Annotated in this window: 17 protein-coding genes; 9 read left to right on the top strand and 8 right to left on the bottom strand. The window is 68.8% G+C overall.

Going from position 1 to position 16822, the window contains the following annotated elements; genetic code table 11:
• Positions 1 to 128 precede the first annotated feature (128 nt).
• Both sufB and HEP75_RS07010 read right to left on the bottom strand, forming a co-directional pair.
• The gene (sufB, locus tag HEP75_RS07005) at positions 129 to 1571 is read right to left on the bottom strand and encodes a Fe-S cluster assembly protein SufB (protein ID WP_185815763.1); all 1443 of its coding nucleotides are present in this window, start codon (positions 1569 to 1571) and stop codon (positions 129 to 131) included.
• Positions 1572 to 1587: 16 nt separating this feature from the next.
• Positions 1588 to 2046, bottom strand: a complete 459-nt coding sequence (locus HEP75_RS07010; protein ID WP_185825926.1) for an SUF system Fe-S cluster assembly regulator — start codon at positions 2044 to 2046, stop codon at positions 1588 to 1590.
• A gap of 202 nt (positions 2047 to 2248) precedes the next feature.
• Between HEP75_RS07010 and HEP75_RS07015 the strand changes: the two genes are divergently transcribed.
• Entirely contained in the window at positions 2249 to 2716 is a 468-nt protein-coding gene (locus HEP75_RS07015) for an SET domain-containing protein-lysine N-methyltransferase (RefSeq protein ID WP_145701832.1), read from the top strand.
• 91 nt (positions 2717 to 2807) lie between these two features.
• Positions 2808 to 3353 carry a type 1 glutamine amidotransferase domain-containing protein gene (locus tag HEP75_RS07020; RefSeq protein ID WP_185825927.1) on the top strand — a complete coding sequence of 182 codons (546 nt, stop codon included), beginning with the start codon at positions 2808 to 2810 and terminating at the stop codon, positions 3351 to 3353.
• 369 nt (positions 3354 to 3722) lie between these two features.
• Here HEP75_RS07020 and HEP75_RS07025 read toward each other — a convergent pair whose 3' ends face one another.
• The 5 genes from HEP75_RS07025 to HEP75_RS07045 all read right to left on the bottom strand — a co-directional run bounded on the left by HEP75_RS07025 (position 3723) and on the right by HEP75_RS07045 (position 6839).
• Complete coding sequence (locus tag HEP75_RS07025) at positions 3723 to 4241, bottom strand: DUF1439 domain-containing protein (RefSeq protein WP_255423777.1); 519 nt, start codon at positions 4239 to 4241, stop codon at positions 3723 to 3725.
• A 196-nt stretch (positions 4242 to 4437) separates the two neighbouring features.
• Positions 4438 to 4737 carry a DUF3861 family protein gene (locus HEP75_RS07030; RefSeq protein WP_185815765.1) on the bottom strand — a complete coding sequence of 100 codons (300 nt, stop codon included), beginning with the start codon at positions 4735 to 4737 and terminating at the stop codon, positions 4438 to 4440.
• A 284-nt stretch (positions 4738 to 5021) separates the two neighbouring features.
• Positions 5022 to 5585 (bottom strand): M23 family metallopeptidase, encoded by a 564-nt coding sequence (locus HEP75_RS07035; RefSeq protein ID WP_185825928.1) that lies wholly within the window; start codon positions 5583 to 5585, stop codon positions 5022 to 5024.
• 4 nt (positions 5586 to 5589) lie between these two features.
• Positions 5590 to 6288 (bottom strand): tellurite resistance TerB family protein, encoded by a 699-nt coding sequence (locus HEP75_RS07040; RefSeq protein ID WP_185825929.1) that lies wholly within the window; start codon positions 6286 to 6288, stop codon positions 5590 to 5592.
• 152 nt (positions 6289 to 6440) lie between these two features.
• Complete coding sequence (locus tag HEP75_RS07045; RefSeq protein ID WP_145708001.1) at positions 6441 to 6839, bottom strand: HU family DNA-binding protein; 399 nt, start codon at positions 6837 to 6839, stop codon at positions 6441 to 6443.
• A gap of 528 nt (positions 6840 to 7367) precedes the next feature.
• Between HEP75_RS07045 and HEP75_RS07050 the strand changes: the two genes are divergently transcribed.
• Positions 7368 to 7799, top strand: a complete 432-nt coding sequence (locus HEP75_RS07050; protein ID WP_185815768.1) for an OsmC family protein — start codon at positions 7368 to 7370, stop codon at positions 7797 to 7799.
• Positions 7800 to 8048: 249 nt separating this feature from the next.
• On the top strand, positions 8049 to 8669 hold the full coding sequence (locus tag HEP75_RS07055) for a glycine zipper 2TM domain-containing protein (protein ID WP_185825930.1): 621 nt from the start codon (positions 8049 to 8051) through the stop codon (positions 8667 to 8669).
• Positions 8670 to 8795: 126 nt separating this feature from the next.
• On the opposite strand, the gene HEP75_RS07060 is transcribed toward HEP75_RS07055, so the two are convergent.
• Entirely contained in the window at positions 8796 to 9674 is an 879-nt protein-coding gene (locus HEP75_RS07060; protein ID WP_185825931.1) for a PhzF family phenazine biosynthesis protein, read from the bottom strand.
• 175 nt (positions 9675 to 9849) lie between these two features.
• Between HEP75_RS07060 and HEP75_RS07065 the strand changes: the two genes are divergently transcribed.
• The 5 genes from HEP75_RS07065 (at position 9850) to HEP75_RS07085 (ending at position 16667) form a co-directional block, all read left to right on the top strand.
• A complete protein-coding gene (locus HEP75_RS07065) occupies positions 9850 to 12459 on the top strand; it encodes a bifunctional aspartate kinase/diaminopimelate decarboxylase (protein ID WP_185815771.1) in 2610 nt (869 codons plus the stop codon).
• A complete protein-coding gene (locus tag HEP75_RS07070; protein WP_185815772.1) occupies positions 12443 to 12901 on the top strand; it encodes a hypothetical protein in 459 nt (152 codons plus the stop codon). Before HEP75_RS07065 ends, HEP75_RS07070 begins: the two co-directional genes overlap by 17 nt.
• Positions 12898 to 14253, top strand: a complete 1356-nt coding sequence (murL, locus tag HEP75_RS07075) for a UDP-N-acetyl-alpha-D-muramoyl-L-alanyl-L-glutamate epimerase (protein WP_185815773.1) — start codon at positions 12898 to 12900, stop codon at positions 14251 to 14253. Before HEP75_RS07070 ends, murL begins: the two co-directional genes overlap by 4 nt.
• Entirely contained in the window at positions 14234 to 15658 is a 1425-nt protein-coding gene (gene murD / locus HEP75_RS07080; protein ID WP_185825932.1) for a UDP-N-acetylmuramoyl-L-alanine--D-glutamate ligase, read from the top strand. Before murL ends, murD begins: the two co-directional genes overlap by 20 nt.
• Before the next feature lie 214 nt (positions 15659 to 15872).
• A complete protein-coding gene (locus tag HEP75_RS07085; RefSeq protein ID WP_185825933.1) occupies positions 15873 to 16667 on the top strand; it encodes a dienelactone hydrolase family protein in 795 nt (264 codons plus the stop codon).
• Positions 16668 to 16822 lie beyond the last annotated feature (155 nt).

Genomic DNA, 16822 nt, shown 5'->3' on the forward strand with positions numbered 1-16822 from the left:
CACCGGGAGAGGGGTTGGGGTGAGGGTACGGCGCGAAGCGTCTCGTGGAGTTCGGGGCGCGAGGCTTCGCGCGTACCCTCATCCGGCGCTTCGCGCCACCTTCTCCCGATGGGAGAAGGGTGCTGTCGTCAGCCGACCGAGCCTTCCAGCGACACTTCCAGCAGCTTCTTGGCTTCCACCGCGAATTCCATCGGCAGTTCGCGGAACACCTGCTTGCAGAAGCCGTCGACGATCATCGACACCGCGTTTTCCTGGTCGATGCCGCGGGCGCGGCAGTAGAACAGCTGGTCGTCGCTGATCTTGGAGGTGGTGGCCTCGTGCTCGACCGTGGCGGTGGGGTGCTTGACCTCGATGTACGGGAAGGTGTGCGCACCGCACTGCTTGCCGATCAGCAGCGAATCGCACTGGGTGTAGTTGCGCGCGCCCTCGGCGCTGCGCTCCACCTTGACCAGGCCGCGGTAGGTGTTCTGGCCGCGGCCGGCGCTGATGCCCTTGCTGACGATCTTGCTCTTGGTGCGCTTGCCGATGTGGATCATCTTGGTGCCGGTATCGGCTTGCTGGCGGTGGTGGGTCAGCGCCACCGAGTGGAACTCGCCGACCGAGTCGTCGCCGAGCAGCACGCAGGAGGGATACTTCCAGGTGATCGCCGAGCCGGTCTCGACCTGGGTCCAGGTGATCTTGCTGCGCGCACCGCGGCATTCGCCGCGCTTGGTCACGAAGTTGTAGATGCCGCCGACGCCGTTCTCGTCGCCCGGGTACCAGTTCTGCACGGTCGAATACTTGATCTCCGCGTCTTCCAGCACCACCAGCTCGACCACCGCCGCATGCAGCTGGTTTTCGTCGCGCATCGGCGCGGTGCAGCCTTCCAGGTAGGACACGTAGGCCTTGTCCTCGCACACGATCAAGGTGCGCTCGAACTGGCCGGTGTGGCCGGCGTTGATGCGGAAATAGGTGCTCAACTCCATCGGGCAGCGCACGCCCTTGGGGATGAACACGAAGCTGCCGTCGGAGAACACGGCCGAATTGAGCGCGGCGAAGTAGTTGTCGCCGACCGGCACCACGCTGCCCAGGTACTGCTTGACGATCTCCGGATGCTCCTTGATCGCCTCGGACATCGAGCAGAAGATCACGCCCTTCTCGGCCAGCTCCTTGCGGAAGGTGGTGCCGACCGAGACCGAATCGAACACCGCGTCCACCGCCACGCCGGCCAGCTTGGCGCGCTCGTGCAGCGGCACGCCGAGCTTGTCGTAGGTGTCCAGCAGTTCCTTGGGCACGTCGTCCAGCGAGGCGTACTTGGGACCCTTCGGCGCGGAGTAGTAGCTCAGCGCCTGGAAATCGATCGGCGCGATGTTGAGCTTGGCCCAGTGCGGCATCGGCATCTTCAGCCAGTGCCGGTAGGCGGCCAGGCGCCACTCGGTCATCCACTCCGGCTCGTCTTTCTTGACGGACAGGGCGCGCACGACGTCTTCGTTCAAGCCGGGCAGGAACGAATCGGATTCGATGTCGGTGATGAAGCCGGCGTCGTAGCGACGTCCCAGCCGTTCCAGGATTTCAGCGTTTTCGGTGGCCATGGGGGCTGCCTACAGGTCAGGTGGTCGCGAAACGCACGGCGATCGGGCGCCGTCTGGTTTCGCCGGAAGAGGGAAGCGGGTGCAGCATCTGCGCCAGGGTCACGCCGCGCAGGGCATCGGCGACCACGTCGTTGATCAGCCGCCAGTTGGAACGCACGCCGCATTTCTGCGCGATGCTGCACTGGCTTTCCTGGTGGCTGCATTCGGTGATCGCCAGCGGGCCTTCCATCGCCTCGACGATCTGGATCAGGGTGATGGCGTCGGCCGGGCGCGCCAGCCGGTAGCCGCCGTGCACGCCGCGCAGGCCTTCGACCAGCCGGGCCTGGGCCAGCGGCTTGAGCAGCTTGCTGACGGTGGGCGGCTCCAGCCCGGACTGTTCGGCCAGTTCGGTCGCGCTCAGTACCTCGCCGGGACGTGCGGCGAGCACGGTCAGCACGACGGTGGCGTAATCGGTCAACTTGGTGACGCGGAGCATGGGACAACGGCCGGAATTCAATGCGGACCGAAATTGTACGCTTTTGCGGCGCTGGCGTCCAAGCCGCGCGTTCATGTTTTTCGCTATCACTGCGATCGCCGCCGCCTACGGTCGCGGTGCCGCTGCCCGGCGCGATCCGAAGGGGCTTGGGATCGCCGCCGATGTGCGCCAGAATCAGCGCTTTCCCGTTCCGGATTGCCGCATGCCCCGCAAGATCGCCGCCCGCAAGTCCCGCATCCATGGCAATGGCGTGTTCGCCGTGCTGCCGCTCAAGAAAGGCGAGCGGGTCATCGAGTACAAGGGCCGCCGCCGCACCCATGCCGAGGTGGACCGCGACGAGGCCGGCGATGTCGAGACCGGACACACCTTCCTGTTCACCCTCAGCGACGACTACGTGATCGACGCCAACTACGAGGGCAACGACGCGCGCTGGATCAACCACAGCTGCGCGCCGAACTGCGAGGCGGTGATCATCGAGGCCGAGGGCGACGACCGGCGCCTGGACAAGGTGGTGATCGAGACGCTGCGCGCGATCAAGCCGGGCGAGGAGCTGACCTACAACTACGGCATTACCCTGGGCGAACGGCATACGCCGCGGCTGAAGAAGATCTGGGAATGCCGCTGCGGATCCAAGAACTGCACCGGCACCATGCTGCAGCCCAAGCGCTGAGCGCGCGCCTGCACGTGGCCTAGACGCGCGGCTCACGACGCTGCAACCGCGGCGCTCCTAGGGTGATTCTCCCCCTGTAGAGGAGTTTCCCATGAGCACAGCATCTTCCCTGTCCGGCAAGCGCGTCGCGGTCCTGGCCACCGACGGCTTCGAACAGTCCGAGTTGCAGGAGCCCAAGCGCCTGCTGGAATCGTGGGGCGCGCAGGTCGACGTGATCGCGCCCGGCGACGCGTCCAGCATCCGCGGCTGGAATAAGAAGGACTGGGGCGACGACGTCCCGGTCGACAAGCGCCTGGCCCAGGCCGATGCCGGCGACTACGACGCGCTGGTGCTGCCGGGCGGGGTGATCAATCCGGACAACCTGCGCACCGAAGCCTCCGCGATCCGTCTGATCCAGTCGTTCGCCAGCGCCGGCAAGCCGGTCGCGGCGATCTGCCACGGCCCCTGGCTGTTGGCCGAAAGCGGCCTGGTACGCGACAAGCAGGTGACCTCGTGGCCATCGGTGAAAACCGACCTGAGCAATGCCGGCGGGCGTTGGCAGGACGCGGAAGTGGTGGTGGACGGCAACCTGATCACCAGCCGCAAGCCGGACGACATTCCCGCGTTCGCCGCGGCGGTGGCCAAGGCACTGGGCTGAGTTCGGCGCTTAGCGTGCGCAACGAGAAACGGCGGCCTGTGGGCCGCCGTTTTTCTGTAGGAGGGGCTTGAGCCCCGACCGGGAAATGCAACAGTCGGATCGAGCGAATCGGGAAAAGTATCGCGGCTGAAGCCGCTCCTACAGTGCACCCAGTGGGCCGGCCGCAGTTCCTGTAGGAGCGGCTTCAGCCGCGACGGGCGGCATCCGGCGCCTGACGCTGTCCCACTACCGGTTAGGTTCCGGCACAACGCCCTGTCCATCGTCGCGGCTAAGACGCCTTGCGCGACTCGCACCGAAACAGGGCGCAATTCTTTCCTCGCGCCGATCCGAGGCGCGCAGCGTCATCGCATCACCTGCAGCAGCCCAGCATCACTGCCCCGACAGCGCACCGGCCGGCACCAACTTGCCGATGTCCTGGTTGAAGTGCACCACCAGCTTGCCGTTCTCCACCGCCGCCGATTCGATCTGCACATTGCCCATCACCCCGGCCAGCGCCGGATCCAGCTTGTAGATCGGCTCTTTGCGCGCGTAGTCGTTCAGCCACACGTTGAGCAGTTCGCGGGTGTTGGCGTCGAGCTTGCCGCCGTTGGCGGCCGGGCGGAAGTCGTCGATGGTCGGCGATTGCAGGTGGAAGCCCTGGGTCTGCTGCTCGTAGCGCAGCCCGCTGGTCAGCAGCACCGTGCCCAGCGGGGTCGGCGCGCCGCCGCCGGTGGCCATGCTCAGGTCGAACTGCATCTTCAGCCGGTCGCCCGGCGGCAGCGACAGCTTGGGGTCGCGGATGGTCATCTTCACCAGGCCGCCGAGCGCCTTGTGCGTCTGCGGGAAGCTGCCGTCCAGGTACTGCTGCACATCGGCGGCGCCGACGCTGACCTGTTTGCCCTGGATCATCGGCTCGGCCTGCAGGTGTGTAGCGGCAACGAGGGTCAACAGCGCGGCGGCGCGCAAGGTCAGCAGGCGGAGCTTCATGGGAGGTGGTGCCTTGGCGGAATCAGGGGTTCAACATAACCGCAGCCGGTGAATGCGCGATTAGCGGAACAGGGAAGTGGAACGGTTCGACCCGTGGGGACGCACGGGCTGGATCGTCTCATGCGGCGGTCGGCGCCAGCCGCGCCAGGATCGCATCCAGCGCCGGACGCAGCGGTGCCAGCAAGGCCTGCGCCTCGCTGTCGCTGCGCTCGCCGAGTCCGCGCAGCAGCTGGGTGCCGATGGTCAGTGCGGCGCGCTCGTCGCCATGCAGGCCGGGATGGCGCTGCGCCGCTTCGAGCAGGCGCATCCAGTCCTGCCGGCAGCGGGCCTCGAATTCGATGGTGCAGCGGCCTTGGCATTGCAGCCCGTCGGCCTCGATCGGCGTGACGGTGATGCGGTAGCGTTGGGAGGCGGTCATGGGCGTGCGCACGGCGGGTCGGTCGATCCAAGATAGGCGCCGTGCGCCGCTATCACGAGAGGGATGGCCGCGACGCTCTGTTCTAGCGCGCGCCATCAAGCATTGGATACCACCAGTTGTGCCGAAGGCGGCGGCCGCGCGGTTTGGGCCTTGGCGGCTGCCGATCAGCACTACGCGGCATGGATCGGATCGTCTGGTGAAGCGCGTCGCCATGCCTATCGGCAAGCGGTCGCCAGACCCGGCGCGGATTGCTTGGGCGCAATGCTGCGCCCCGTCGCGACCGTTCAGCGCGCCGCGCGCAGCAGCGGCAGCGGATCGTAGGCGCCGCCCTCGGCATAGACGCCGTAGTGCAGATGCGGTGGCGTGCCGCGCGCGTTGCCGCTGTCGCCGACCGTGCCGAGCGGATCGCCGGCCTCGACCAGGTCGCCGACCTGCAGGTTCGGCGCCCAGTCCTGCAGATGCGCGTAGTAATGGCGTTGCCGGGCCGGACCCATCACCCACACCTGGCGGCCGCCGAGGCCGCGCTCGGCGACGGCGACGACGATGCCACGCGTGGCCGACAGCACCGGCGTGCCGCGCTTGGCGAAGATGTCCACGCCGGCGTGCTGGCGATCGCGGCCGCGCGGCGCGCCGAAGGTGGCGGCGACGCGGCGCGGGTCCACGCCCTGCACCGGCATGCGCAGCGCGGTCGGCGGCGGCTGCCGCGCCAGTTCCCAGCCGGCCCGCGCGCGCAGCGCCCACGGTTGCTGCCAGGCCCAGGCCAACGCGATCGCCGTGCAGGCCAGCGCCGCCAAGCGCAGCAGCCAGCGGCGCAGCGTCCGCGCAGGCGAGGGCGCTGCCGTCGGCATCGCTTCAGCCAATCTGCGTGCCGGCCTGCTTCTGCAACTGCTGCTTCAGCGCGTCGTCGATGCCGAGCTGGCGTGCCAGTTCGTCCAGATAGCTGCGTTCCATGAAGCTCTGCTCGTCGGCGGCGAGCAGGCTGGCCAGGTACATCTCCGAGGCGATCTCCGGCGTGGTCGCGGCCTGCGCCACCTCGGCCGGATCCAGCGGCTTCTCCAGCTCGGCATGCAGCCAGCGCTGCACGTCCTCGTCGCCGTTGAGGCGGGTGAACTCACCTTCGATCAGTTCGCGTTCGCGGGTGTCGATGTGGCCGTCGGCCTTGGCCGCGGCGACCAGCGCGCGCAGGATCGCCTGGCTGTGCTGTTCCACTTCCAGCGGCGGCAACCGATCCAGGGTCTGCGGTTCCTCCGGCGCGGCGGCACCGAGTTGCTGGCGCTTGTAGTCGCCGTAGGCGCGATAGGCCATCACCCCGAGCGCGGCCAGGCCGCCGTAGGTGGCCAGCTTGCGCGTGGTGCGGTTCTTGCCCAGCAGCAGGCCGAGCGCGCCGCCGCTCAGGGCGCCCTTGCCGAAGTCGGCGTTGAGCATGCCGCCGAGGCCGCCGCTCTTGGCGGAGGATCCCGCGGAGGCGGACGTGCCGGTCTTGGCCATGGCCTGGCCGGCGGCGCCCTGCGCCGATTGCAGCAGTTGGTCGAGAAAGCCCTGTAGCTTCATGCACGCATTCCTGTCGAGTGGAGCCACAGGTATAGCGGGCATCGCCTTAGCGGCCTGTCAATCCTGCCGCGGGCGGCGGCGAGCGCGCAAAAAAAAACGAGACGGCGCAGGCCGTCTCGTCAGGTGTACTTGCCTGGTTCAGGCGACGCTGCTCAGAGCGCGGCGTCCTTGAGCTTCTTCAGCGGGCGCACCTTCAGCTTGGTGGTGGCCGGCTTGGCGGCGAACCACTGCTCTTCCTTGGTGAACGGGTTGATGCCCTTGCGCTTCGGCTTGGCCGGCACGCTGACGGCGGTGATCTTGAGCAGGCCCGGCAGGGTGAACGAACCGGCGCCCTTCTTGCTGACCGAGCCGGCCACGGCGTGCTCGAGCGAGGCCATCACCGCGCGCACGTCCTTGGCGACGACGCCGCTGGCTTCGACGATGTGGGCGACCAGCGCGGACTTGCTCAGCGCTTCCTTGATCGGCTTGGGAGCGGCCGGCTTGGCGGCGGTCTTGGTGGCTACTTTCTTCGCTGCCTTTTTCGGGGCAGCCTTTTTCGCGGTCTTTGCCATGATGTCCTGATTCCGTAAACGATAGGTGGTTGGGTCGCGCCGACCCCGTCGGCATGGCGAAATGTAGGGCATGTGCTACGCCGCGCCAATAGGCAAACCGCAAAAAGACGCGGAAAAAGCCCCGCACCGGGTTTTTTTGCGCCGCAAGGGCGGATTTGGACCGGGAAAACGGCGGCGCGCTGCCGCTCGGCGCCGCGTTGAAGCGTTCATGCCGAGTCGCGATCGGGCATCGCCGCCGCCACGCCGCGGCCATCGGCAGTAAGGGAATCAAGTGCGCAGGCGGCTGCCCGGACCGGTCCGTCGGACAGCGATCTCACTCGCCGCGTCGCCGTCTGTTTCCGATGCGCGCGGCCGAGCGCGTGCGCTTCGGAGGCGGCGCGGCGGGCTGCCGTGGAGGCGCAGGCTTGCGCCGCGAGAATGCCGCCAGCGCTGCCCGGATGCGCGCCGCCCACGACGTGCATTGCGCCGCACAAGGCCATAACGCGCGCTGCTCTATCGTGCCTGCCTCATTCACCACGGGAGTACCGCATGGGCATTTCGCGTCACGCCACCGCGCATTGGGAAGGCGATCTGAAGAGCGGCAAGGGCCAGCTGAGCACGCCGCAGAGCGGTCTGCTGGAGAACACCCGCTATGCGTTCAGCAGCCGCTTCGGCGACGAGAAGGGCACCAACCCGGAAGAGCTGATCGCCGCCGCGCATGCCGGCTGCTTCACCATGGCGCTGTCGGCCAAGCTCAGCGAGGCGGGCTTCCCGCCGACCTCGCTGGACACGCGCGCCGAGGTCGATCTGTCGATGGAAGGCGGTCCGCAGTTGTCGCAGATCCGGCTCAAGGTCAAGGCCGTGGTGCCGAACATCGAGGCGGCGCAGTTCCGTGCGCTGGCCGACGACGCCAAGCAGAACTGTCCGGTGTCCAAGGCGCTGAGCGCCGTGCCGATCAGCCTGGAAGCGGAGCTGGGTTGAGCGTCGGGCCTGGCGCGCCGCCAGGCCTTTTCCCCAATAGACGGTCAGGCCACGCCGGCTACCGGCTCGCGTGGTCTGGCCGTTTGCCGTTGCATGGGAACGATTTCAGTCGTGATACGCGCGAGCCCTGCTGCCGCAACAGCTGTCGCCGCGCTAAACAGGCGCCGCCGACCGGTCCCAATTCAGTCTTGTTTCACCGGTGCGGACCGAGCATGCGGTTGCGCGATCCACGCGCCTGGAATCTTCGACATGAACAAGCTCTCGACCCGTCTTCTGACCGCCGCGCTCGCCGTGGGCGTGGTCGGCTCCGCCGCTGCGCAGGACTACGGCCGCTACGATGGCTATCGCGAGCGCGGCTACGCGAATAGCGGCACCTACGATTACGCCCGTGTGGTCCGTGCCGATCCGATCATCGTGCCGGTGCGCGGCCCGCGCGAAACCACCGAGCGTTGCTACGAGCGCCCGGCCTCGGATGGCTATGTCGAAAACGGCTACCGCAACGACGGCTACTACAGTAACGGCTACCGCGGCAGCGACGGCGGGCGCAGTGCGGCAACGGTGGTCGGCGGCATCGCCGGTGCGCTGCTGGGCAGCCGCGTCGGCGGCGGCAACGGGCGCTTTGTCGGCACCGCGGTCGGCACCATGGTCGGCGGCCTGGCCGGGCGCTCGATCTACGACAGCAATGCCCGCACCACGGTGCAGACCGGCTCGGTCAGCGTGTGCGAACCGGTGGCCTACCGCAGCGAAAGCTACGACCGGGTGGACGGCTACGACGTGACCTACGAATACGGCGGCCGCTATTACCACACGCGCAGCGCGGAGCGTCCGGGCGACCGCATCCGGGTGCGCGTGGACGTGCTGCCCGACTGAGCGATGCGGACGAATCGATGAGGCGTCCAAGGGCGTCGGCCGCCAGCGCAGCGACGCTGGCGGCCGACGACGATTCTTCAGGCCGCCCGTTCAGGCCGCTGCAGCCAGTGGCTATTGGTCTGACACTCAGTGCCAGTCGATGCGTCCGTCGATCACCGTCTGTACCTGGCCGCCCGACCAGACCTCGCCGGTGCTGTCCACGCTCAGGGTCAGCAAGGCGTCGTGGCCGACCTCGCGGCCCTGGCTGACCACGTAGCGGCCGTCGCGGCCGGGCAGGGCGTCGCGGTGGTCCAGCCACGCGGCGAGCACGGCATTGGCGGCGCCGGATGCGGCATCCTCGAACCGGCGGCCATTGCCGACGAACGCGCGCACCGCCAGCTGATACGCCTGGTGGTCGGCCCGCGCGTAGGCGAACACGCCCATGCTGGCGGTGCTTTCGGCCAAGGCGGCGATCGCCTCCCACTCCGGCGCCAGGCTGCGCAACGCGGCCTCGTCGGCGATTTCGACCAGCCACCAGCAGCGGCCGCCATCCATGCGCACCGGCGGTTGCGCACCCAGCGTCCAGCCGGCCAGCGCCGCGGCCAGGCGTGGATCGGCGGCGTCGGCGATCTCCGCGACCTGCGCGCGCGGGGTGCGGATGGCGATGCTGCGCACGCCGCCGTCCACGTCCACGCGCAACGGCAGCAGTCCGGCGATGCCTTCCTGGACCAGTACGCCGTCCTTAGGCGTGGCGATGCCTGCCTCCAGCACCGCATGCGCGGTGCCGACGCTGGGATGGCCGGCGAACGGCACTTCCTTCTGCGGACTGAACATGCGGATGCCGTAGCTGGCGTCCGGTTGTGTCGCCGGAAACACGAAGGTGGTCTCCGGCAGCCGCGTCCAGCGCGCGATCGCCTGCATCGCCGCCGCGTCCAGGCCTTGCGCATCCAGCACCACCGCCAGCGGATTGCCGGCGCCGGGGCGCGGGGAGAACACATCCAGTTGCAGGAAACGGCGCGTGGTCATGGCGGGGCGCTTGAAGGTGGGGGCGCGCAGCTTAGCAATCGAAACGTAAACACGATGCTGGGCCGGCGCATGCGGGCTTGGCCGGCAAGCGCCAGGAGCGCTGCGCTTGGCATAGAATCGCAGGTTCCGCCCGGCGTTCCGGGCCTCTTTCCCTCCACCAGACCCCACACACGAAATGTCCTCTTCCCCCCCTGTCGATCGTTGGATCGTCCTCAAGTTCGGCGGCACCTCGGTGTCGCGTCGTCATCGCTGGGACACGATCGGGACGCTGGCGAAAAAACGCGCCGACGAGACCGGGGCGCGGGTGCTGGTGGTGGTGTCGGCGCTGTCGGGGGTCACCAACGAACTGACCGCGATCGCCGACGGCAGCGCCGACAGCGCGCAGCGCGTGGCCGCGCTGGAGCAGCGCCACCGCGACTTCCTGGGCGAACTGGAACTGGATGTGGACAGCGTGCTCGGCGAGCGCCTGGCGGCGCTGCGCGGATTGCTCGACGACCCGCGCGCGGCGAGCCGCACGCTGGACTGGCAGGCCGAGGTGCTGGGCCAGGGCGAGTTGCTGTCGTCCACGCTGGGCGCGGCCTACCTGCGCGCCAGCGGCCTGGATTTCGGCTGGATGGATGCGCGCCAGTGGCTGGACGCGCTGCCGCCGCAGCCGAACCAGAGCGAGTGGTCCAAGCGCCTGTCGGTGTCGTGCCAGTGGCAGTCCGACAGCGCCTGGCGCGAACGCTTCGTCGCCCAGCCGGCGCGAATGCTGATCACCCAGGGCTTCATTTCGCGGCACCAGGACGGCGGCACCGCGATCCTCGGCCGTGGCGGCTCGGACACCTCGGCGGCGTACTTCGGCGCGCTGCTCGGCGCCAGCCGGGTGGAGATCTGGACCGACGTGCCGGGCATGTTCAGCGCCAATCCGCGCGAAGTGCCGGACGCGCGCCTGCTGACCCGGCTGGACTATTACGAGGCGCAGGAAATCGCCACCACCGGCGCCAAGGTGCTGCATCCGCGCTCGATCAAGCCGTGCCGCGACGGCGGCGTGCCGATGGCGATCCTGGACACCGAGCGCCCCGAGTTGCCCGGCACCAGCATCGACGGCAACGCGCGCACCGTGCCCGGGGTCAAGGCGATCAGTCGCCGCAACGGCATCGTGCTGGTGTCGATGGAAGGCATCGGCATGTGGCAGCAGGTCGGCTTCCTGGCCGACGTGTTCGCGCGCTTCGCCAAGCACGGGCTGTCGGTGGACCTGATTGGTTCGGCCGAGACCAACGTCACCGTGTCGCTGGACCCGAGCGAGAACCTGGTCAACACCGACGTGCTGGCGGCGCTGTCGGCCGACCTGGCGGAGATCTGCCGGGTCAAGATCATCGTGCCGTGCGCGGCGATCACCCTGGTCGGACGCGGCATGCGCTCGCTGCTGCACAAGCTTTCGGACGTGTGGGCCACGTTCGGCAAGGAGCGCGTGCACATGATCTCGCAGTCGTCCAACGATCTGAACCTGACCTTCGTCATCGACGAGGCCGACGCCGAGGGCCTGTTGCCGATCCTGCACGCCGAGCTGATCGACAGCGGCGCGATGCCGGTGGAAGAAACCGAGGTGTTCGGCCTGCGCTGGCGCGAGATCACCGGCAGCGTGCGTGCGCGGCCGACGCCGTGGTGGCACGCCGAGCGCGAGCACCTGCTGCGCCTGGCCGAGGCCGGCACGCCGCGCTATGTCTACCATCTGCCGACCCTGCGCGAGCGCGCCCGCGCGCTCAAGGCGATCGCCCCGATCGACCAGCGCTATTACGCGATCAAGGCCAATTCGCATCCGGCGCTGCTCGAGGCGCTGGTCGCCGAGGACTTCGGCCTGGAATGCGTGTCGCACGGCGAACTGCGCCGGGTGTTCGACACCTTGCCGGAGTTGTCGCCGCGGCGCGTGCTGTTCACTCCCAGCTTCGCGCCGAAGGCCGAGTACGAAGCCGCGTTCGCGCTGGGCGTGACCGTCACCGTGGACAACGTCGAACTGCTGCAGCGCTGGCCGGAGCTGTTCCGCGGCCGCAACCTGTGGCTGCGCATCGACCTGGGCCATGGCGACGGCCACCACGAGAAGGTCAACACCGGCGGCAAGGCCTCCAAGTTCGGTCTGTCGGCGACGCGGGTGGACGAATTCGTCGAAGTCGCGCGCACCCTGGAGATCCGCATCGTCGGCGTGCATGCGCACCTGGGCAGCGGCGTGGAAACCGCGCAGCACTGGCGGCGCATGTGCGACGAACTGGCCGGTTTCGCGCGCCGCATCGGCAGCGTGGAAGTCATCGACATCGGCGGCGGCCTGCCGATCGCGTACAGCGCTGACGACGAGCCGTTCGATCTCGACGCCTGGGCGCAGGGCCTGGCCGAGGTCAAAGCGGTGCACCCGGCGTTCCGCCTGGCGATCGAACCGGGCCGCTACCTGGTCGCCGAATGCGGCGTGCTGCTGACCCGGGCCACCCAGGTGATCGAGAAGGACGGCATCCGCCGCGTCGGCCTGGATGCGGGCATGAACGCGCTGGTGCGCCCGGCGCTGTACGACGCCTGGCACGACGTGGCCAACCTGAGCCGCCTGGACCGCGAGGCCGATGCGGTGTTCGACGTGGTCGGGCCGATCTGCGAATCCAGCGACGTCTTCGGCAAGCGCCGCCGCCTGCCCGCCGCCACCGCGGCCGACGACGTGATGCTGATCGCCGACGCCGGCGCCTACGGCTACGCGATGGCCAGTACCTATAACCAGCGCGAGCTGCCGCGGGAGGACGTGATCGATGCGCCCGCAGGCTGAGTTCATTGCGCTCAGCGCCGTCGCCGGCGGCGCGGCGATCATGTTGGCCACCGCGGCCGATCGGGCGGGCACGAGCCTGCCGTTGCAGTGGGCCGACAGCATCAAATGGCTGGCGCCTGCGCTGATCGCGGCAGGCGCCGGTGCGTGGTTGGCATGGCGCTGGCAACGCCGCTGGCCTGCCGGCCGTGCGGGCGCGATGGCATTGCGCACGCTGCTGCTGGGCGCGTGCAGTTATGTGCCGGCGCTGACGTTGTATCTCGTGGTGGTGTTCGTGACGTCCGCCGATGCCACGCAGAGGAGCTCGAACTGGGAGCTGTTTCCGCTGGCGTTCCTGCTCGGTTGCCTGCCATGGCTATGGGCGGCGTTGCCGTTTTCCATGATCGAATTTTTCCTGTGCCGACGCTACTTGCGTCGCACGCGCGTTCTTGCAGGTAGTCCATGACCGCTTTCGACAAACAGCAGATCACCACCTTCCGCTTCGTGCGCTGTACGTTCGACGCCGATAGCGGCGTCGCGCGCCTGGTCTATGCCTTCGACCAGGGCCCGGAACTGGTGGAGACGATCACCGTGCCCGGCGCGCCGTTCGTGCTGGACGCTGCGCGCGCGCAGGCGCTGCAGCGCGCGCTGCGCCTGCTGCATCTGATCGCCGGGGTCAGCTACTACAAGGCCGCGGTGCCGCCGCAGATCGCCATCGACGACTACGCGATCGACGCCGAGACCGCCGCGCTGCTGGACAGCGTGTACCTGCACGGGCTGGGCGAATTCGCCTACCGCAACGGCCTGGACCTGCGCGAGCGGATTCGGTTTCCGGCGACCGCGGGCAACGAGCAGGACGCTGCGGCGCTGGGCTTGCGCGCGCACGCGCTGGTCGCGATCGGCGGCGGCAAGGATTCGCTGGTCAGCATCGAGGCGCTGCGTGCCGCCGGCGTGGAGCAGACCGTAGCCTGGATCGGCGGCTCGCAGCTGATCCGCGCCTGCGCCGAGCGCACCGCGCTGCCGACCTTGAACATCGGCCGCGCGCTGGCGCCGGAGCTGTTCGAACTGAACCGGCAGGGCGCGTGGAACGGGCATATCCCGGTGACCGCGGTGAACTCGGCGATCCTGGTGTTCGCCGCGCTGCTGCAGGACGCGGGCCAGGTGGTGTTTTCCAACGAGCACTCGGCCAGCTACGGCAGCCAGATCGCCGGCACCGGCGAGGTCAACCACCAGTGGTCCAAGGGCTGGGCGTTCGAGCAGGCGTTCGGCGCGCAGGTGCAGCGCTACGTGGCCGCGGACCTGCACTACTACTCGCTGCTGCGCCCGCTGTCGGAATTGGCAGTGGCGCGGCAGTTCGCCAAGAACGACCACTACGACGCGCATTTCTCCAGCTGCAACCGCAACTTCCACATCCTCGGCGAGCGCCCGGCGCACCGTTGGTGCGGGGTGTGCCCGAAGTGCCATTTCGTGTTCCTGGCGCTGGCGCCGTTCATGCCGAAGACGCGGTTGGTGCGGATCTTCGGCCGCAATCTGCTCGACGACGCGGCGCAGGCGCCGGGCTTCGACGCGCTGCTGGAATTCCAGGACCACAAGCCGTTCGAATGCGTCGGCGAAGGCCGCGAATCGCGCGCGGCGATGGCCACCCTGGCGGCGCGCGCGGAATGGAAGGAAGACGCGCTGGTGGCGCGTTTCATCCGCGAGATCCAGCCGCAGCTGGAGGCCGGCGACCTGCGCGTGGAACCGCTGCTGGCGCTGGACACGCAGCACCGCATTCCGGCCGAGTTGTGGGAACGCGTGCGTGCGAATTTCGCAGCTTGAGGGGTTGCGCGTCGCGCTGTGGGGCTGGGGCCGCGAGGGTCGGGCGGCTTATGCCGCTGTGCGCGGCAGGGAATCGAGATTCGGAATTGGGGATTCGCAGCCGCTGACGGTGTTCTGTTCGGCCGACGAAGTGCCGGCACTCGTCGCGCTCGGCGATCCTGCGCTGCGTGTGGAGACCGAGGCCAGCGCCGAGCGGCTGGCGGCATTCGACGTGGTGATCAAGTCGCCCGGGATCAGCCCGTATCGGCCCGAGGCGCAAGCCGCCGCGGCGCAAGGCACGCGCTTCATCGGCGGTACCGCGCTGTGGTTCGCCGAACGCGCCGACGCCGACGGCGTGGTGCCGGGCAGCGTCTGCATCACCGGCACCAAGGGCAAGAGCACCAGTACCGCGCTGCTGGCGCACCTGCTGCGCGCCGGCGGCCACCGCACCGGCCTGGTCGGCAACATCGGCCTGCCGCTGCTGGAAGTGCTGGCGCCGCCGCAGCCGCCGCAGTACTGGGCGATCGAACTGTCCAGCTACCAGACCGGCGACGTGGCGCGCAGCGGTGCGCGGCCGCAGCTGGCGCTGGTGCTGAACCTGTTCCCGGAACATCTGGACTGGCACGGCAGCCAGGCACGCTATGTCGAAGACAAGCTGGCGCTGGTGACCCAGGCGCGGCCGCGCATCGCCCTGCTCAATGCCGCCGATCCGCAGCTGGCGGCGCTGGCGCTGCCCGACAGCGAGGTGCGTTGGTTCAACCGCGAAGATGGCTGGCATATGCGCGGCGATGTCGTGCATCGCGGCGAGGTGGCGGTGTTCGACAGCGCGCACGTGCCGCTGCCGGGCCGGCACAACCGCGGCAACCTGTGCGCGGTGCTGGCCGCGATTGAGGCCCTGGGTCTGGACGCGGCGGCGCTGGCGCCGGCCGCGGCGCAGTTCCGTCCGTTGCCGAACCGGCTGCAGACCCTGGGCGAGCGCGACGGCGTGGCCTACGTCAACGACTCGATCAGCACCACGCCGCACGCCACGCTGGCGGCGCTGGAATGCTTTCGCGGGCGCCGCATCGCGCTGCTGGTCGGCGGCCACGACCGCGGCCTGGACTGGCAGGACTTCGCCACGGCGATGCGCCAGGGTGCGCCGCTGGAGATCGTCACCATGGGCAGCAACGGTCCGCGCATTCACGCGCTGCTGGCGCCGCTGGCTGCCGCCGGCGGCTTCGGCCTGCACGCCGCCGCGGACCTGCCGGCGGCGGTTGCATTGGCGCGCGCGGCGCTGGGCGAGGGCGGCGGTGTAGTGCTGCTGTCGCCGGGCGCGCCCAGCTTCGGCGCCTACCGCGACTACGTGGCGCGCGGCCGCCATTTCGCCGAACTGGCCGGGTTCGATCCTGACGCGATCAGCGCGATTCCCGGGCTGGGCATCGCCTGAGCTGTTTGCTCCTGCATCGAACCGGCATGCGCGCCGCTGACCAAGCGTCGTGCCTGGAGCATTTCGATCGAGATGACGCTGTCTGTGGGAGCGACGTCAGTCGCGACAGGCATTATCGGTAAAGCCCGTCGCGACTGACGTCGCACCCACAGGTGTGCAAATCGCCGAAAGAAAACGTTCTAGACTGCCGGCTGGTCCCAATGGGAGAGACGCGATGCGCATTCGTTCGATACGCTGGATCGGCCTGCTGGGCCTGGCCTTGGCGCTGCCGTTGCCGGCGCTGGCCGCGATGCAGGCCAAGCCGGTGGAATGGAAGGTCGGCAAGGACAGTTTCAGCGGCGTGCTGGTCTACGACGATGCCGACCACGACAAGCGCCCGGGCCTGGTGATGGTGCCGAACTGGCGCGGGGTCAACGCCTCGGCGATCGAAAAAGCCAAGCAGCTCGCCGGCGACGATTACGTGGTGCTGCTGGCCGACGTCTACGGCAAGGGCAAGCGCCCGGCCAACGATGCCGAGGCCGGGCAGTTCGCCGGTGCGCTGAAGAAGGATCCGGCGACGCTGCGCGCGCGTGCATTGAAGGCGGTCGAGGTGCTGAAGGCGCAGGCCGGCAAGGCGCCGCTCGACGCTGCACGGATCGGCGCGGTTGGCTTCTGCTTCGGCGGCACCACGGTGCTGGAACTGGTCCGCGCCGGCGCGCCGCTGGCGGGCGTGGTCAGCCTGCACGGCGGCCTGAGCACGCCGTCACCGGCCGCCGCGGGCAGCGCGAAGACGCCGCTGCTGGTGCTCAACGGCGCCGACGACAAGAGCGTGAGCCGCGACGACATCGCCGCCTTCGAGCAGGAAATGAACGGCGCCGGCGCCGATTGGCAGTTCGTCAACTTCAGCGGCGCGGTGCATTGCTTCGCCGAGGCCGATGCCAACAGCCCGCCGGGATGCCAATACAACCCGCGCGCGGCGAAGCGTGCCTTTCGCATGCTGCACGATTTCTTTGATGAGCGATGGGATTAGGGATTCGGGATTGGGGATTCGCAAAAGCGGCAGGTCTGCGCTTTACGAATCCCAACCCTGTCAGGGCACGCGCGCGCGTCGGATCAGCGCTTAAGTTCGACTGCGGAGCACGCGTTTCGGAACCATGGGGATTTGCAGAAGCCGCATCGCGGCTT

Source organism: Xanthomonas sp. SI, assembly GCF_014236855.1.
Taxonomy (GTDB): domain Bacteria; phylum Pseudomonadota; class Gammaproteobacteria; order Xanthomonadales; family Xanthomonadaceae; genus Xanthomonas_A.

Coding starts and splice junctions, on each gene's coding strand:
- HEP75_RS07045 (WP_145708001.1), bottom strand. CDS start 6,839: ATGGCAAAGACCGCGAAAAAGGCTGCCCCGAAAAAGGCAGCGAAGAAA.
- HEP75_RS07065 (WP_185815771.1), top strand. CDS start 9,850: ATGTCCTCTTCCCCCCCTGTCGATCGTTGGATCGTCCTCAAGTTCGGC.
- HEP75_RS07055 (WP_185825930.1), top strand. CDS start 8,049: ATGAACAAGCTCTCGACCCGTCTTCTGACCGCCGCGCTCGCCGTGGGC.
- HEP75_RS07050 (WP_185815768.1), top strand. CDS start 7,368: ATGGGCATTTCGCGTCACGCCACCGCGCATTGGGAAGGCGATCTGAAG.
- HEP75_RS07060 (WP_185825931.1), bottom strand. CDS start 9,674: ATGACCACGCGCCGTTTCCTGCAACTGGATGTGTTCTCCCCGCGCCCC.
- HEP75_RS07035 (WP_185825928.1), bottom strand. CDS start 5,585: ATGCCGACGGCAGCGCCCTCGCCTGCGCGGACGCTGCGCCGCTGGCTG.
- HEP75_RS07070 (WP_185815772.1), top strand. CDS start 12,443: ATGCGCCCGCAGGCTGAGTTCATTGCGCTCAGCGCCGTCGCCGGCGGC.
- HEP75_RS07015 (WP_145701832.1), top strand. CDS start 2,249: ATGCCCCGCAAGATCGCCGCCCGCAAGTCCCGCATCCATGGCAATGGC.
- HEP75_RS07025 (WP_255423777.1), bottom strand. CDS start 4,241: ATGATCCAGGGCAAACAGGTCAGCGTCGGCGCCGCCGATGTGCAGCAG.
- sufB (WP_185815763.1), bottom strand. CDS start 1,571: ATGGCCACCGAAAACGCTGAAATCCTGGAACGGCTGGGACGTCGCTAC.
- HEP75_RS07020 (WP_185825927.1), top strand. CDS start 2,808: ATGAGCACAGCATCTTCCCTGTCCGGCAAGCGCGTCGCGGTCCTGGCC.
- HEP75_RS07030 (WP_185815765.1), bottom strand. CDS start 4,737: ATGACCGCCTCCCAACGCTACCGCATCACCGTCACGCCGATCGAGGCC.
- HEP75_RS07085 (WP_185825933.1), top strand. CDS start 15,873: ATGCGCATTCGTTCGATACGCTGGATCGGCCTGCTGGGCCTGGCCTTG.
- HEP75_RS07010 (WP_185825926.1), bottom strand. CDS start 2,046: ATGCTCCGCGTCACCAAGTTGACCGATTACGCCACCGTCGTGCTGACC.
- HEP75_RS07040 (WP_185825929.1), bottom strand. CDS start 6,288: ATGAAGCTACAGGGCTTTCTCGACCAACTGCTGCAATCGGCGCAGGGC.
- murL (WP_185815773.1), top strand. CDS start 12,898: ATGACCGCTTTCGACAAACAGCAGATCACCACCTTCCGCTTCGTGCGC.